13 protein-coding genes are annotated in these 13,150 nt (G+C 64.9%); 6 read left to right on the top strand and 7 right to left on the bottom strand.

The window, feature by feature from the left end; all coding sequences use genetic code 11:
- Positions 1 to 21 precede the first annotated feature (21 nt).
- Both I9018_RS19810 and I9018_RS19805 read right to left on the bottom strand, forming a co-directional pair.
- Complete coding sequence (locus I9018_RS19810; protein WP_241107302.1) at positions 22 to 1,077, bottom strand: permease; 1,056 nt, start codon at positions 1,075 to 1,077, stop codon at positions 22 to 24.
- A 100-nt stretch (positions 1,078 to 1,177) separates the two neighbouring features.
- Entirely contained in the window at positions 1,178 to 1,954 is a 777-nt protein-coding gene (locus I9018_RS19805) for an IclR family transcriptional regulator (RefSeq protein ID WP_241107301.1), read from the bottom strand.
- Positions 1,955 to 2,121: 167 nt separating this feature from the next.
- Here I9018_RS19805 and I9018_RS19800 point away from each other — a divergent pair, with 167 nt between their 5' ends.
- From I9018_RS19800 to I9018_RS19780, 5 genes are all read left to right on the top strand, one after another.
- Positions 2,122 to 2,892: an ABC transporter substrate-binding protein gene (locus tag I9018_RS19800; RefSeq protein ID WP_241107300.1), complete on the top strand. Its 771-nt coding sequence runs from the start codon at positions 2,122 to 2,124 to the stop codon at positions 2,890 to 2,892.
- A gap of 60 nt (positions 2,893 to 2,952) precedes the next feature.
- Positions 2,953 to 3,609, top strand: coding sequence for an amino acid ABC transporter permease (locus I9018_RS19795; RefSeq protein WP_085596478.1), 657 nt, complete (start codon positions 2,953 to 2,955; stop codon positions 3,607 to 3,609).
- The gene (locus I9018_RS19790; protein WP_241107299.1) at positions 3,606 to 4,352 is read left to right on the top strand and encodes an amino acid ABC transporter ATP-binding protein; all 747 of its coding nucleotides are present in this window, start codon (positions 3,606 to 3,608) and stop codon (positions 4,350 to 4,352) included. Before I9018_RS19795 ends, I9018_RS19790 begins: the two co-directional genes overlap by 4 nt.
- Positions 4,349 to 5,638, top strand: a complete 1,290-nt coding sequence (locus I9018_RS19785; RefSeq protein WP_241107298.1) for an FAD-binding oxidoreductase — start codon at positions 4,349 to 4,351, stop codon at positions 5,636 to 5,638. The genes I9018_RS19790 and I9018_RS19785 overlap by 4 nt, the downstream gene beginning before the upstream one ends.
- Before the next feature lie 125 nt (positions 5,639 to 5,763).
- On the top strand, positions 5,764 to 6,468 hold the full coding sequence (locus tag I9018_RS19780) for a glutathione binding-like protein (protein ID WP_068578180.1): 705 nt from the start codon (positions 5,764 to 5,766) through the stop codon (positions 6,466 to 6,468).
- Positions 6,469 to 6,570: 102 nt separating this feature from the next.
- Here the strand turns inward: I9018_RS19780 and I9018_RS19775 are convergent, their stop codons facing one another.
- The 4 genes from I9018_RS19775 to I9018_RS19760 are packed head-to-tail and all read right to left on the bottom strand — an operon-like array spanning position 6,571 to position 11,169.
- Positions 6,571 to 7,023 carry a response regulator gene (locus I9018_RS19775; protein ID WP_241107297.1) on the bottom strand — a complete coding sequence of 151 codons (453 nt, stop codon included), beginning with the start codon at positions 7,021 to 7,023 and terminating at the stop codon, positions 6,571 to 6,573.
- Positions 7,020 to 9,344 carry an ATP-binding protein gene (locus tag I9018_RS19770; RefSeq protein ID WP_124348024.1) on the bottom strand — a complete coding sequence of 775 codons (2,325 nt, stop codon included), beginning with the start codon at positions 9,342 to 9,344 and terminating at the stop codon, positions 7,020 to 7,022. The genes I9018_RS19775 and I9018_RS19770 overlap by 4 nt, the downstream gene beginning before the upstream one ends.
- Positions 9,341 to 10,006, bottom strand: a complete 666-nt coding sequence (locus I9018_RS19765) for a response regulator transcription factor (RefSeq protein ID WP_241107296.1) — start codon at positions 10,004 to 10,006, stop codon at positions 9,341 to 9,343. Before I9018_RS19765 ends, I9018_RS19770 begins: the two co-directional genes overlap by 4 nt.
- The gene (locus I9018_RS19760; RefSeq protein WP_241107295.1) at positions 10,003 to 11,169 is read right to left on the bottom strand and encodes a sensor histidine kinase; all 1,167 of its coding nucleotides are present in this window, start codon (positions 11,167 to 11,169) and stop codon (positions 10,003 to 10,005) included. Before I9018_RS19760 ends, I9018_RS19765 begins: the two co-directional genes overlap by 4 nt.
- Positions 11,170 to 11,338: 169 nt before the next feature.
- Here I9018_RS19760 and I9018_RS19755 point away from each other — a divergent pair, with 169 nt between their 5' ends.
- The gene (locus I9018_RS19755) at positions 11,339 to 11,860 is read left to right on the top strand and encodes an SgcJ/EcaC family oxidoreductase (protein WP_124348023.1); all 522 of its coding nucleotides are present in this window, start codon (positions 11,339 to 11,341) and stop codon (positions 11,858 to 11,860) included.
- A 43-nt stretch (positions 11,861 to 11,903) separates the two neighbouring features.
- On the opposite strand, the gene I9018_RS19750 is transcribed toward I9018_RS19755, so the two are convergent.
- The gene (locus tag I9018_RS19750) at positions 11,904 to 12,905 is read right to left on the bottom strand and encodes an AraC family transcriptional regulator (RefSeq protein ID WP_124348022.1); all 1,002 of its coding nucleotides are present in this window, start codon (positions 12,903 to 12,905) and stop codon (positions 11,904 to 11,906) included.
- Between the last annotated feature and the right edge of the window lie 245 nt (positions 12,906 to 13,150).

Below are 13,150 nucleotides of genomic sequence, written 5' to 3'. Positions count from 1 at the left end.
TGGCTGCGACCGGGGGAAGGGTTACAGCATGGCGGCGCCCACCAGGCCGCAGACGATGCCGACCAGCATGGTCAGCACGGCCACGGTCACCAGCACCCGGGCGTCGAAGTCCTTTCGCAGCATCAGCAGCGAAGGCAGGCTGATGCTCGGCAGGGTCATCAGCAGGGCCACGGCAGGCCCGGTGCCCAGGCCCAGGGTCATCATGGTCTGGACGATGGGGATTTCCGCGGCGGTGGGAATCACGAACAGGGTTCCGGCGATTGCCAGGGGCACCAGCCACAGCAGGCTGTTGCCCATGGCTCCATCGATGTGGGGGAACAGCCAGACCCGTGCCGCGCCCAGCAGCAGGACGGCGAGGATATAGATCGGGATGGTGCTCCAGAACAGTTGCCACAGGGTCTTGCCCCAGCGCACGAGGAATGGTTGCTCGTTCGGCGTACCGGCCTCCACCACGGCTTCCACGGCCGCTTCGGGCAGTTGTTCGGGGCGCGCCACGCGTTGGGCGACCAGCGAGACGCCCAACACCAGGACGATGCCGGCCACCAGGCGCAGGGCCGTGAAACCCCAGCCCAGGACGAAGCCCATGAACACCAGGGTCGCGGGGTTGAGCACCGGGTTGGCGATCCAGAAGGCCAGGGCCGCGCCCACCGACACGTTCTGCCGACGCAGGCCGGCGGCCACCGGCGCGGCGCAGCAGGAGCACATCATGCCGGGCAGGGCGAACAGGCCGCCACGCAGGGTCGAGCCGAAGCCGGCGCGGCCGAACAGGCGCAGCAGCCAGTCCCGGGGAATCAGCACCTGCAACAGCGATCCCAGGATCACCGCCAGCACGGCCGCTTTCCAGATCGCCAGGAAATACACCTGGGCGTAGGCCAGGGCCGCGCTCCAGGGGGAAGTCTGCTGGTCATTGAGGATCGAGGCGCCGATGCTGTGGCTGTCGGCGGCGGTAAAGGCCTTGAGGTAGTAGGGCGACCACTTCACGTAGTACAGGCCGATAGCGGCAACCAGCAGGAACAGCAGGGGTTTGCACCAGAACGACCAGCCACGGGTGGGCTGGGTGGGGGCGAGGTTGGACATGAAGGGAATTCCGCACAAAGACAATAAGTGCGGATTGTAGCTGCTGGCGCTTCCCTAAGCTGCAAGTCTCAAGCCTCACCGGGTGCTTGTTGCTTGCAGCTTAGAGCGTTCGGATCGAAGCGCGGATTGCCCGGGCGCATTCGATCACTGAAGGCGCCAGCTTGCGTTCGGCTTCTTCCAGGGTCCAGCGGCTGCTGGGCACTACCACATGCACGGCGGCCACCGGCAGGCCCTGGCTACCGAGGATCGGCGCCGCGATGCTCATGTCACCCAGAAACAGCTCTTCGGCATTCAAGGCATAGCCGCGCTGCTGGCTGGCATCGATTTCGCGCAGGATATCCGTGATCCCGGTGAGGGTATGCCGGGTATGGGCCTGGCGGTCGCTGGCCTCAAGGATCTGTCGGGTGTCGGCTGCCGGCAGGGCGCTGAGGTAGGCGCGTCCGGAGCCGGTGCAATACATCGGGATACGGCTGCCAATAGGCATATGGATCGGAATGAACTTGGGGGCCACGAAGCGCGCTACATAGACCATGTCCAGGCCTTCGGGCTCGGTGAGGTTGGTGGTTTCCCCGGTGAACTGGGCCAACTCGGCGAGAAAGGGGTTGGCCACGTCCACCAGCGTGTCGGCAGCCAGGTAGTTGTAGCCGATCTCCATCACCCGCGGAGTCAATTGGAAGCGCTTGGTCTGCGGATGCTTACGCACATAGCCCAGCTGTTCCAGGGTATGCACCATGCGCTGGGCCGAACTCTTGTTGATATCGGCAGCAGCGGCGATTTCCGCCAGGTTCATGGTCCGTTGCGTGGCATTGAAGGCCCGCAGCACTGCCAGGCCCTTTTCCAGTGACTGGTTGAAAAGGGAGTCATTGTTATCGTTCATGGCAGGCTCTTTAGGTAATTATGATTATTAAATATCGATATTCGATATTTATAAATCTCTTTACGATTTTTGTAAATTGTTTATAGTCGATCTCAGGTCTCTGTCCTCGCACGCAGACCATCCATCACGGACTTCCAACAATAAAATCGTCCAATGGGAGATTCGCCATGCAGATTCGTCTTCGCACTCTCGCCCCCTCGCTTTTCGCCCTGGCTTGCGCTTTCGGTGCACTCCAGTCCGGGCCACTCAAGGCCGAACCGCAGTACAAGGTCGGCGCCACCGCCACCGGGATTCCCTTCACCTTTCTCGACGTCAAGAGCCAGAGCATCGAGGGCATGATGATCGATGCCGCCCGGGCCGTGGGCAAGGCCGGTGGCTTCGCCGTGGACATCCAGCAGACTACCTTCGCCGCGCTGATTCCCTCCCTGACCACCCACAAGATCGACATCATTTCCGCCGCCATGCTGCGTACCCCGGCGCGCGAGAAAGTGGTGCAGTACTCCGACCCGGTGTTCAGCTACGGTGAGGGCCTGATCGTCAAGGCTGACGACGCGACCGACTACACCCGCATGGAGGACCTGGCCGGAGCGACCGTCGGTGCCCAGGTTGGCACGGTGTTCATCGATGAGTTGAACAAGCGCGGAATCTTCAAGGAAGTACGCGGCTACGACTCGATTCCCGACTTGATGCGTGACCTGGCCCTGGGGCGGATCAAGGCCGGCTTCGCCGACCGGCCGATCCTCGCCTACCAACTGGCCCAGGGCACCCAGGACAAGGTGCGGCTGGTCAAGGGCTACCAGCCGGTGGTCATGGGTGATGTCTGTCTGATCGTGCGCCAGGGCGATGCGCAGACCCTGGCCGAGGTCAACCGCGGAATTGCGGCGATCAAGGCTGACGGCACCCTGGACCGCATCATCGAGCACTGGAAGCTCAACTGATCCAGTCGTGGCCCGGCGCCTGGCTCGGGTCCCTTCCTCGCTGATTAAACAGGTCTTGTCATGTTTCTCCAGAACGCTCTGGACTTCCTGCCCATTCTATTGAAAGGGGCGGTGGTCACCCTGCAGGTCACTGTTGGCTCATTCGTGCTCAGTTCGCTGATCGGCCTGGTCTTCGCCTTGATGATGGTGTCCAAGGTGCGCTCGGTGGCGTTGTTCGCCATCGGCCTGGTCAATGTCATTCGCGGGCTGCCGATCATCGTCCAGCTGTTCTACATCTACTTCGTGCTGCCGGATTTCGGCATCCAGCTCAGCGCCATGCAGGCCGGGGTGATCGGTCTGGGCATCGCCTATTCGGCGTACCAGGCGGAGAACTTTCGCGCCGGCATCCAGGCCATCCACCAGGGGCAGATCGAGGCGGCTGAATCCATCGGCATGCGCGGGCCTATGATCATGCGCCGGGTGGTCCTGCCCCAAGCCTTGCGCATCGCCTTGCCTCCGTATGGCAACACCCTGGTGATGATGCTCAAGGACTCGTCGCTGGTGTCCACCATCACCGTGGCCGAGATGACCCGCGCCGGACAGCTGATCGCTTCCTCGACCTTCGAGAACATGACGGTCTACACCCTGGTCGCCTTGCTCTACCTGGCCTTGAGCCTGCCATTGTCCTTTGCCCTGCGGCGCCTGGAGGCGCGCATCAGCACCCGGAGAAAGCCATGATCCATATCAGGGGCGTACACAAGAGCTTTGGCAACGTGGCGGTGCTCGAAGGCATCGACCTTGAGGTACACAGCGGTGAAGTGGTGTGCCTGATCGGGCCTTCGGGGTCCGGCAAGTCGACCCTGCTGCGCTGCATCAACGGCCTGGAAAGCTACGAGCAGGGCGACATCCTGGTGAGCGGGGCGCGGGTCGACCGGCAGGCCAAGAGCATCCATGAGCTGCGCACCCGGGTGGCCATGGTGTTCCAGCGCTTCAATCTGTTTCCCCACCGCACCGCGTTGCAGAACGTCACCGAGGGGCCGATCTACGTCAAGCAGCAAGACCCCACGCAAGCGCGCCTGCGGGCCGAGGCCCTGCTGGAAAAGGTCGGCCTGGCCCATCGCATGAACGCTTATCCGGACGAGCTCTCCGGCGGCCAGCAGCAACGGGTGGCAATTGCCCGGGCGCTGGCCATGGACCCGGAGGCGATCCTGTTCGATGAGCCGACCTCAGCCCTGGACCCGGAACTGGTGGGGGAGGTGCTGGCGGTGATGCGCAAGTTGGCCGACGAGGGCATGACCATGATCGTGGTCACCCATGAAATGGGTTTTGCCCAGGACGTGGCGGACCGGGTGTGCTTCCTCCACGGCGGGCGCATCGTCGAGGCCGGGCCGGCCAGGACCGTGCTCAGCAGACCGAACCATCCGCGTACCCAGGACTTCCTACGACGCTTGCTCAACCAGGGCGGGGAGGTGCAGGCATGAGCGCCTCTGAACCCTTGCACTTGCCGCCTTCGCTGTGGGCGGCCACTGCCGTGCCGGCCGAGCACACCCCGGCGCTGGCCGAGGACAGCGAAGTCGATGTGGCGATTGTCGGTGCCGGATACACCGGGCTGGTCACGGCCCTGCGCCTGGCCCAGGCCGGTGCCAGGGTCTGTGTGCTGGATGCCGGCGAACCCGGTTGGGGCGCTTCCGGGCGCAACGGCGGGCAGGTGATTCCCGGGCTCAAGTTCGATCCCGAGCAACTGCTGGCCAAGTTCGGTCCGGTGCAGGGCGAAGCGCTGATCGATGCCGTGGGCTCGGCGGCCGATGAGGTATTCGAACTGATCAAGGAGCACGACATTCGCTGCGACGCTACTCGCAAGGGCTGGATCCAGCCGGCGGTTTCAGGCGCTGCGATGCTCACCCTGGAGCAGCGTGCCGAGCAGTGGCGCCAGCGCGGTGTGGCTGTGGAATTACTGGACAAGGCGGCGGTGAGTCGGCGGATTGGCAGCCAGCAGTATCTGGGGGGCTGGGTCGATCCGCGGGCCGGTAGCCTGCACCCGATGAACTATGCCCGAGGTCTGGCCCGGGTGGCCCTGGGGCTCGGGGTCAGCATCCACGGCCAGAGCCCGGTCCGGCAATTGCGCCGCCAGGGTGGGCAATGGGTCTTGCATACAGGTCAAGGGGCCAGGGTGCATGCCTCCAGAGTGTTGTTGGCCACCAACGGTTATACCGATGATCTGTGGCCCGGGTTACGCCAGACCGTGATCGCCGCCAATAGCCTGCTTATCGCTACCCAACCGTTAGCAGAAGAACTGCAACGCAGCATCCTGCCTGGCGGTGAGGTGTGCTCCGATGCTCGGCGTCTGCTGCTGTACTTCAAGAAGGATGCACAAGGTCGTTTGTTGCTGGGTGGCCGTGGGCCGTTTTCCGAGCCAGGCCGGGATGCCGACTGGAGTCATCTGGAGCGCTCGCTGTTGAGCCTGTTTCCGCAACTGGTTGGCACTCCCATCGAGTACCGATGGAGTGGACGGGTAGCCCTGACCCCGAGCTTTTTGCCACAACTGCACGAGCCCGAACCCGGGTTATCGATCCTGTTGGGCTACAACGGTCGTGGCATCGCCTTGTCCACTTTGCTGGGCAAGCAGCTGGCTGCGTGTCTGGGAGGCTCGTCACAAGCCTTTTTGTTTCCAGTCACGCCGATCCGGCCTATTCCTTTGCACGGTTTGCAGCGTCTGTACCTGGGTGCGGGGATTGCCTGGTACCGCCTGCTGGATTCCCTGGGCTGAATAACCTTGACGCAGGTTCTGGCGGGGGAGAACGACATATTGCCGACGATAGAATGCACGGCGGATAATCCCCGACCGTCGCCGCGCGTGGCGCAGCCCTCCCTGACCTTCACTGGAAGCCTGTCATGACCGATCTTTCCGCTTTTGCCGTCACCCAGAAATGGCCTGCGCAATTTCCCGACTGGATCCAGTTGTACTCCCTGCCCACCCCCAACGGAGTCAAGGTCTCGATCATGCTCGAGGAGATCGGCCTGCCTTATGAGGCGCACCGGGTCAGCTTCGACACCCAGGACCAGATGACACCCGAGTTCCTCAGTGTCAGCCCCAACAACAAGATCCCGGCGATCCTCGATCCCCATGGCCCGGGCGAGCAGCCGCTGGCGTTGTTCGAGTCCGGGGCGATCCTGATCTACCTGGCCGACAAGAGTGGGCAACTGCTGGCCCAGGAGTCGGCGGCCCGCTATGAAACCATCCAGTGGCTGATGTTCCAGATGGGCGGCATCGGGCCGATGTTCGGCCAGGTGGGTTTCTTCAATAAATTCGCCGGCAAGGAATACGAGGACAAGCGTCCCCTGGAGCGCTATGTCAACGAAGCCAAGCGCCTGCTGGGGGTGCTCGACAAGCACTTGCAAGGGCGTGACTGGATCATGGGCGAGCGCTACACCATCGCCGATATCGCCACCTTCCCCTGGATTCGCAACCTGATCGGCTTCTATGAGGCGGGCGAGCTGGTGGGGATCGACAACTTCCCCAACGTGCAGCGGGTGTTGGCGCGCTTCCTGGCGCGTCCTGCGGTGATCCGCGGCCTGGAGATTCCCAAGCCGGCCTGAGGGAGGCTAGGCGTCCGGCCGGCGGCGACTCCGGGCTTGGCATAGTGCTGCCAGGCATTGGCGAGCCCTGCCACCAGGCAATCCCTGCATGGGCCTGCGTACTCAGGTTCGCGTGGGGCGCAGCAGCTCGATGTGCTCCGGTGGCACCAGGGTGCGCAGGGTCTTGTAGAGCGCCCGGGTTTCCAGCAGGTTCCAGATTCGCAGCAGGGTTTCCAGGGCGTCGAGTGGCTTGCTGATGAAGTCCCTCGCGCCCAGGGCCAGGGCCCGCAGGCGGGTTTCGCGCGTGGCGTCGGCGGTCAGCACCAGGATCGGCAGGTAGTCGTTGGCCGGAATCCGTCGGTTGAGTTGCTCCAGTACCGCAAAACCATCGAACTCGGGCATGTGCAGGTCGAGGATCACCAGGTCCGGCTCGAAGCTGTTGAACAGCTCCAGGGTGCGCAGCGGCTGGGTGCTGCCCAGGACGTTGTGCAGCCCTTCGCGGGCCAGCAGTTGTTCCATCAGGTCAAGGTTGGGGCGCTGGTCGTCGATGATCAGGATGCGCATATCGGCAGTCATGTGGGCTCCGGCAAACAGGTTTCCAGGTGCGCGAGGAACACCGGGACATGGATCGGCTTGGTCAGGATCGCCGTGGCCCCGGCCTCGCGCAGGGCGCGATGGGTGGCCTGGCTGGCATCGGCGGTGATCATCAGGATCGGGGTGGTGGCGGTGCTGCCCAGGGCCCGTAGCCGCTGCAGTACCTGCAGGCCACAGAGGTCCGGCAGGTTCACATCCAGCAGGATCATCTGCGGGTTGTGCTGGCGGGCCAGGTCGAGGCCGATCTGGCCCTGCATGCTCGACAGCAGGCGGATGTCCGGGCGGCGCTGCAACAGTGTCTCGATCAGCGCCAGGCTTTGCAGGTTGTCCTCGATGCACAAGACCTTGCCCTGGGGGCGCGACGCACCGCTTGAGGGCGGGGGGCTTGGCTGCGGCTTGGCCAGGGAGGGCGTGATTGCAGGTTCTGCCAGTTGCACGAAGGGCAGCTCCAGGGTGAAGCGGCTGCCCTCGCCGATGCGGCTGCATACCTGGAGGCTGCCATCCATCATTTCCAGCAGGCTCTTGCTCAGGGCCAGGCCCAGGCCGGTGCCTTCGACGCTGGGGTCGGCGCCCAGGCGCTCGAACGGCTTGAACAGGTGCGCCAAGTGTTCGCTGGCGATGCCGGCGCCGGTATCGATCACACTGATGCGTTGGCGTCCCTGGCAGTGGTTGACCTCGATACTGACCCGGCCGCCCCGGCGGTTGTACTTGATGGCGTTGGACAACAGGTTGAGCAGGATCTGCACCAGCCGCTGGCGGTCGGCAATCACTGCACTGTCTGCCGCCAGTGGCGGTAGGGGCGCCAGCTGGATATGGGCGTCGGCGGCCATGGGCGAGACCAGGGTCAGGGCTTCGTGCAGTACCGGGGCCAGGGCCACGGGCTCGACATTCAGCGGTAGGCGGCCGGCCTCGATCCGGGCGATGTCCAGGACCTCGTTGATCAGCCCCAGCAGGTGTTGGCCGGCCCGCAGGATGTGGCCAACCTGGGGACGCTGGCCGGCCGTGGAGTCCATGTCCAGCAGTTGGGCGAAGCCGAGGATGGCGTTCAGCGGCGTGCGTAATTCATGGCTCATGCGCGAGAGAAACTCGCTCTTGGCGCGACTGGCGCTTTCCGCTTCCTCGCGGGCGGTGCTCAGGGCGATCTCCGCGGCGCGGCGGTCGGTGATGTCCCGGGTGATCTTGGAAAAGCCCCGCAGCGCGCCGCTGGCATCGTACTGCGCGGTGATCACCACGCTGGCCCAGAACCGGCTGCCATCCTTGCGACAGCGCCAGGCCTCTTCCATGTAGTGGCCATGGGCGGTGGCCTCGCGCAGGGCCATGTCCGGGTGCTGCGGGCATTCTTCGGCCAGGTAGAACAGGGAGAAGTGGCGACCGATGATCTCCTGCTCTCGGTAACCCTTGATCCGTTGCGCGCCGACGTTCCAGGTGGTGACCCGGCCGGCGGTATCCAGGGCGAAGATCCCGTAGTCCTTGACGCCATCGATGATCAATCGCAGGCGTTCCTCGTTGTCGCGCAGGGCGCGCTCGCGCTCGGCCAGCAGTTGCCCGGCCTGCACCAACCGTGTGCCTAGCTGGCCGATCTCGTCCTGTTCCGGCGCCTGCGGCAGCAGCGGTTGGCCCAGCGCCAGGCGCTGGGCATTGACCTGGACCTGCTGCACCCGGGTGACGATGCCGCGCGACAGCAACAGCACCGCGACGATGGCGCCGAACAGCCCGCAACCGGCGGCGAGCAGGGTGGCCAGCAGCAAGCGCATGCGGATCGCCGCAGCGGCCCCGGTGCGTTCGGCCAGCAGGGCGTCTTCGCGCACGCGCATGGCGCTGATCTGCTCACGCAGCACGTCCAGCACCCGTTTGTTGTCGATCAGGATCGCCGTCACCGAGTCGTCGTCGCGACGGCCATTGCGCAGGGCCGCCAGGCCATCGAGCTTGGTACGGATCAGGGGGGTGATGGTTTGCAGGTACTCGCGCATGCGTTCATCGCGCACATTCCGATCCAGGCGTTGCAGGGCCGCCTCGATCCGTGGGCGGGCCTGGAGGTAGGCTGGCAGGAAGTCTTCGCGACCGGTCAGCAGGTAACCACGCACGCTGGCGGCGGCTTCGGCCAGCAGGGTATGCACGGCCTGGATATCGCCCTGCACTTGCAGCACCCGGCGCACGTCTTCTTCGGCGCGGGCGGTCTGGCGCTCGGTGCTGTAGATCAACACCAGCGATAGCAGCAGGATGACCAAGGGCAGGGAGATCGCCACCAGGGCCTTGCCCCGTAGTGGCAGGTCGGCCCAGCGCCTGGCGTTGAAGAGATTCATGACCAGGAACCTCCCGGTTGCGCCACCAGGCCCAGGGCGATACCACGCACGGCGGCCTGGGTACGATCCGCGGCGCCGAGCTTGCCGATGACCCGTTCGACGTGGGCCTTGGCGGTGCCGGTGGTGATGCCGAGCGTTTCGCCGATCTGGCGATTGCTCATGCCGCCCGCCACCAGGCCCAGTACCTGGCGCTCGCGGGCGGTCAGGGCCTGGGCCGCAGACACCTGGCCGCCGCGTTCGGTCAGGCGCCGCAGCAGGCGCGCGCTGACGCCACCGTTAAGGACTTCTTCGCCCCGGGCGACCCGCTGCAGTGCGTCGATCACCTCGGCCCGGCTGGCATCCTTGAGCAGGTAGCCCACGGCACCAGCGGCCATCGCGGCTTCCAGGTGGTCGGGGCTGTCGTCCATCGTGAAGATCACCACCTTGACCGCCGGTTGGCGCTGGCCCAACAGGCGTGCGGTGCCCAGGCCATTGAGCCTGGGCATGCGGATGTCGAGGATGGCGATGTCCGGACGCAGTTGCTCGCACAGGGCCAGGGCCTGCTCGCCATCGCTGGCCTGGCCGACCACTGTCAGCTCCGGATTGCCTGCGAGCAGGGCGACGAAACCGGTACGGGTCACTTCGTGATCATCGGCCAGGACCAGGCGTATGGGGGCGTTCATGCCGTGTGCTCCCGGGTCAGCAAGGGAACGCGCACCAGGATCCGTGTGCCACCTGCGGGTTGGCTGTCGCAGGTGAAATGGCCACCCAGCAGGTGGGCACGCTCCTGCATCGCCAGTTGCCCCCAGTGCTCAAGGCCATGGACAGGGGGATCGGGCAGGCCGCGGCCATTGTCGCTGATGCACAGCACCACCTGGTCCTGCTCCAGGGCCAGGCTCAGCTCGGTGTGGCTGGCCCCGGCGTGCTTGAGAATGTTGTTGATGGCTTCCTGGGCGATACGGAACAGGGCTGTTTCCAGAGCGCCTGGCAAGCGTTGCGGGCAGCGTTGTTGCCAGTGCACGGCAAGCCCGGCGTCGCGCAGGCGATCGGCCTCGCGATCGATGGCTCGCAGCAGGCCGAAGTCGTCGAGCACGTGGGGACGCAAGCCGCCGATCAACTGCCGGCCTTCGCCTACGCAGCCCTGGGCCAGCTGCAGGATGGCTTGCAATTGGTCGTGCAATGGCGTTGGCAGCGGCGGACAGCATCCGGCGAACCCTTGCAGGCGCTGATGCAGACCGGCCAGGGTTTGCGCCAGGCCGTCGTGCAAGTCGTAGGCCACGCGCCGGCGCTCGTCCTCCTGGGCGCTGAACAGGCGCTGCACCAGCTCCGACATGCTGCGCTCACGAGCTTGCAGGGCCTGTAGCAGCCGCTGGTTTTCCAGGTGCGTGGCCAGCAGCGTGGCCAACAGCTGCAGGGATTCCAGGTCTTCGTTGTGCACCGGGCTGATGGGCACGCTGTTGGCCAGGAGCAGGATGCCGAAGACCCGCCCGTCGGCACCCTGCAGGGGCACCCGGACCAGGCTTGGGTCCTGGCTGGCCGGCCATGGCTGTTCCTGCAGGGGCGAGCCTGCCTGGGCATGCAAGGTTTGCAGGTGCTCGTTGCTGCCGTGCCCGGCACTCAACTGCACCACGCCATCGGTGCCCCATTCCAGCAACAGGCCATGGTCCATGGCGGCGAAGGCGCAGGCTCGCTGCAGCACTCGCTGGCGTACCTGCGCAGGCGGCAGTTGCAGCAGCTCATGGCCGGTATCCACCAACAGGCGCAGGCGTGCGGCGCGGCTCTGCGCCTGTCGGTACTGGCTACGCAGGGCCAGGGCGCTGGCGGGGTCGAGGGACGGGCTGGACATGGGCGGGCTCCGGGGCAGCGGTACGATCGGGGGAGGCAGGGCATTAGACCTGCTGGCTGGCGCTGCGCCTATCTGCCGAATGGCATAGGCCGAGGTTTCCAGTTGGCCGATGGCGAGCCGGGCGGTCCTTGGCACAGTGCAGGGCATTGAAACCCACCGGAGTCACTCGATGAAACTGAAAACCACTGCCCTGGCCCTGTGCTTGTTCCTCGCTGCGCCGCTGGCCCTGGCCCTGGAGGCCACTCCCTACGTCTACCGCACCGTGGCCGAGCAACCGCGGGATGCCCGGGACCAGGAAATCGCCGGCCTGTTCGAGCGCTGGAACAGCGCCTTGCAAAGTGGCAAGGCGCAAGCCGTGGTCAGCCTGTATGCCCCTGACGCGGTATTGCAGCCCACCGTTTCCAACCTGGTGCGCAGCACCCCTGAGCAGATACAGGACTATTTCGAGCACTTCCTGGTGTCCAAGCCTGTAGGGCTGGTCAACTATCGGCAGATCCGCCACCTGGGGCCGGATGCGGCAATGGACAGCGGCGTCTACACCTTTACCCTGACCGCGGCCGATGGCCGGCAGCAACAGGTCCAGGCTCGCTATACCTTTCTCTATGAGCGCCTGGATGGGCAATGGAAGATCCTCAATCACCATTCCTCGGCAATGCCGCAAGTGCAGCCAGTACTGCAAGCTCGTCACTGATCCACTGTCGTTGCATCTGCGCCAGGCCCGTGCCTGGCGTTGGCTATTGCTCGCGATAGCGCCCCGGGGTCATGCCGAACCAACGCATGCAGGCCTTGTGAAAGCTGCTCTGGTCGCGAAACCCCAACAGTGCACCGATGTACTTCACGCTGCGCATGGAGTTGCGCAAGAAGCTGTGGGCGAGCATCAGCCGGGCTTCGTCCTGCAACGCCGAGAAGTGCACGTCTTCATGGCCCAGGCGCCGTTGCAGGCTGCGGGTGCTGACCCCGACCATCTCGGCGATGTGTGGCAGGTCGCTGGGGGCCCCCCTGGCCAGGCATTCGGACAAGGCCCGGCGGACCCGGGCGGTCATCGAACCACTGAGCAGTACGTTGAGCCGAGTGCGGGCGTACTCCATGTGCAGTACATCCAGGGCCGGGTCGGCGCTGGGCAGCGCGATCGCACAGTCCTGGCTGCTGAAGGTCAGGCTGTTGTGTGGCGCGCAGAACTGCAGGTTGTCTCCCAGCAAGTGCCGCAAGGCCCGGGTGTCCACCGGTTCCGGGTAGGTGAAGGCTGCAGCCAGGGGCTGGAGTTTTTGCTGGGGCAGTAGCCAGTGCAGCAGGCCCAGGGTCTGGGCGGCGCCGGCATCGACCACTGCCCGGGGGATCAGCGAGGGCTCGGCGGTGATGTCGAAGCCGATCAGCGTCAGGGCATGGGGCTTGCGCTCCAGGCACATGCAAAAGCCGTTGCTGATCAGTGCGTGGTAGTCCACCAGGCGCTGCAGCGCCGTCCCCAGGGTCGCACAGGACATCACCGCGTAGCCCAATGCCTTGAGGTTGGCCGGATGGGCCTTGTTGTAGGCCAGCAGGCCCAGGTCAGGGTTCCCTGTGCTGCGGGTGGCCTCTTTCATCACCTGATAGACCAGTTCCAGCCTGACGCCCTTGGGATTTTCATCAACGTCCTGGATGCTGCTGCCGAATTGCTTGAGCAGGGCGTCAACGTTGGCGCCGCCCTCTCTCATGACATCGGCGAGCACCCGAAAGCTGGCGCTGGTCATTCTGTGCATAGGTCTTCCTGGACTGGTGGCTAAACGATGCCGGTGCGGCCTTGGGCATGATTGCAATAAACAAAAGATCGCAGACGATTAAGCAGCGGGGCAGGTTCCCGAGGACAAGCGAAAGGTGTCCGGGAACACTTCCTCACGGACCGAGGGAGGGTCGATCATGGTCGGGCAGGGGCCCCCGGGGATCGCCGCGCTGGCTTTAGCGCAAGGCTTGCCGGGGAGTGCCGTTGTCTTGCCTAGGGATCAGA

This window comes from Pseudomonas sp. MPFS, assembly GCF_022537035.1.
GTDB lineage: Bacteria > Pseudomonadota > Gammaproteobacteria > Pseudomonadales > Pseudomonadaceae > Aquipseudomonas > Aquipseudomonas sessilinigenes.
This window is presented reverse-complemented; position numbering and strand designations above follow the sequence as displayed.

What these genes read in the sequence shown, in the direction of transcription:
- I9018_RS19805 (WP_241107301.1), bottom strand. Translation starts at nt 1,954, where the DNA reads ATGAACGATAACAATGACTCCCTTTTCAACCAGTCACTGGAAAAGGGC.
- I9018_RS19770 (WP_124348024.1), bottom strand. Translation starts at nt 9,344, where the DNA reads ATGAATCTCTTCAACGCCAGGCGCTGGGCCGACCTGCCACTACGGGGC.
- I9018_RS19800 (WP_241107300.1), top strand. Translation starts at nt 2,122, where the DNA reads ATGCAGATTCGTCTTCGCACTCTCGCCCCCTCGCTTTTCGCCCTGGCT.
- I9018_RS19775 (WP_241107297.1), bottom strand. Translation starts at nt 7,023, where the DNA reads ATGACTGCCGATATGCGCATCCTGATCATCGACGACCAGCGCCCCAAC.
- I9018_RS19755 (WP_124348023.1), top strand. Translation starts at nt 11,339, where the DNA reads ATGAAACTGAAAACCACTGCCCTGGCCCTGTGCTTGTTCCTCGCTGCG.
- I9018_RS19795 (WP_085596478.1), top strand. Translation starts at nt 2,953, where the DNA reads ATGTTTCTCCAGAACGCTCTGGACTTCCTGCCCATTCTATTGAAAGGG.
- I9018_RS19785 (WP_241107298.1), top strand. Translation starts at nt 4,349, where the DNA reads ATGAGCGCCTCTGAACCCTTGCACTTGCCGCCTTCGCTGTGGGCGGCC.
- I9018_RS19780 (WP_068578180.1), top strand. Translation starts at nt 5,764, where the DNA reads ATGACCGATCTTTCCGCTTTTGCCGTCACCCAGAAATGGCCTGCGCAA.
- I9018_RS19810 (WP_241107302.1), bottom strand. Translation starts at nt 1,077, where the DNA reads ATGTCCAACCTCGCCCCCACCCAGCCCACCCGTGGCTGGTCGTTCTGG.
- I9018_RS19750 (WP_124348022.1), bottom strand. Translation starts at nt 12,905, where the DNA reads ATGCACAGAATGACCAGCGCCAGCTTTCGGGTGCTCGCCGATGTCATG.
- I9018_RS19765 (WP_241107296.1), bottom strand. Translation starts at nt 10,006, where the DNA reads ATGAACGCCCCCATACGCCTGGTCCTGGCCGATGATCACGAAGTGACC.
- I9018_RS19760 (WP_241107295.1), bottom strand. Translation starts at nt 11,169, where the DNA reads ATGTCCAGCCCGTCCCTCGACCCCGCCAGCGCCCTGGCCCTGCGTAGC.
- I9018_RS19790 (WP_241107299.1), top strand. Translation starts at nt 3,606, where the DNA reads ATGATCCATATCAGGGGCGTACACAAGAGCTTTGGCAACGTGGCGGTG.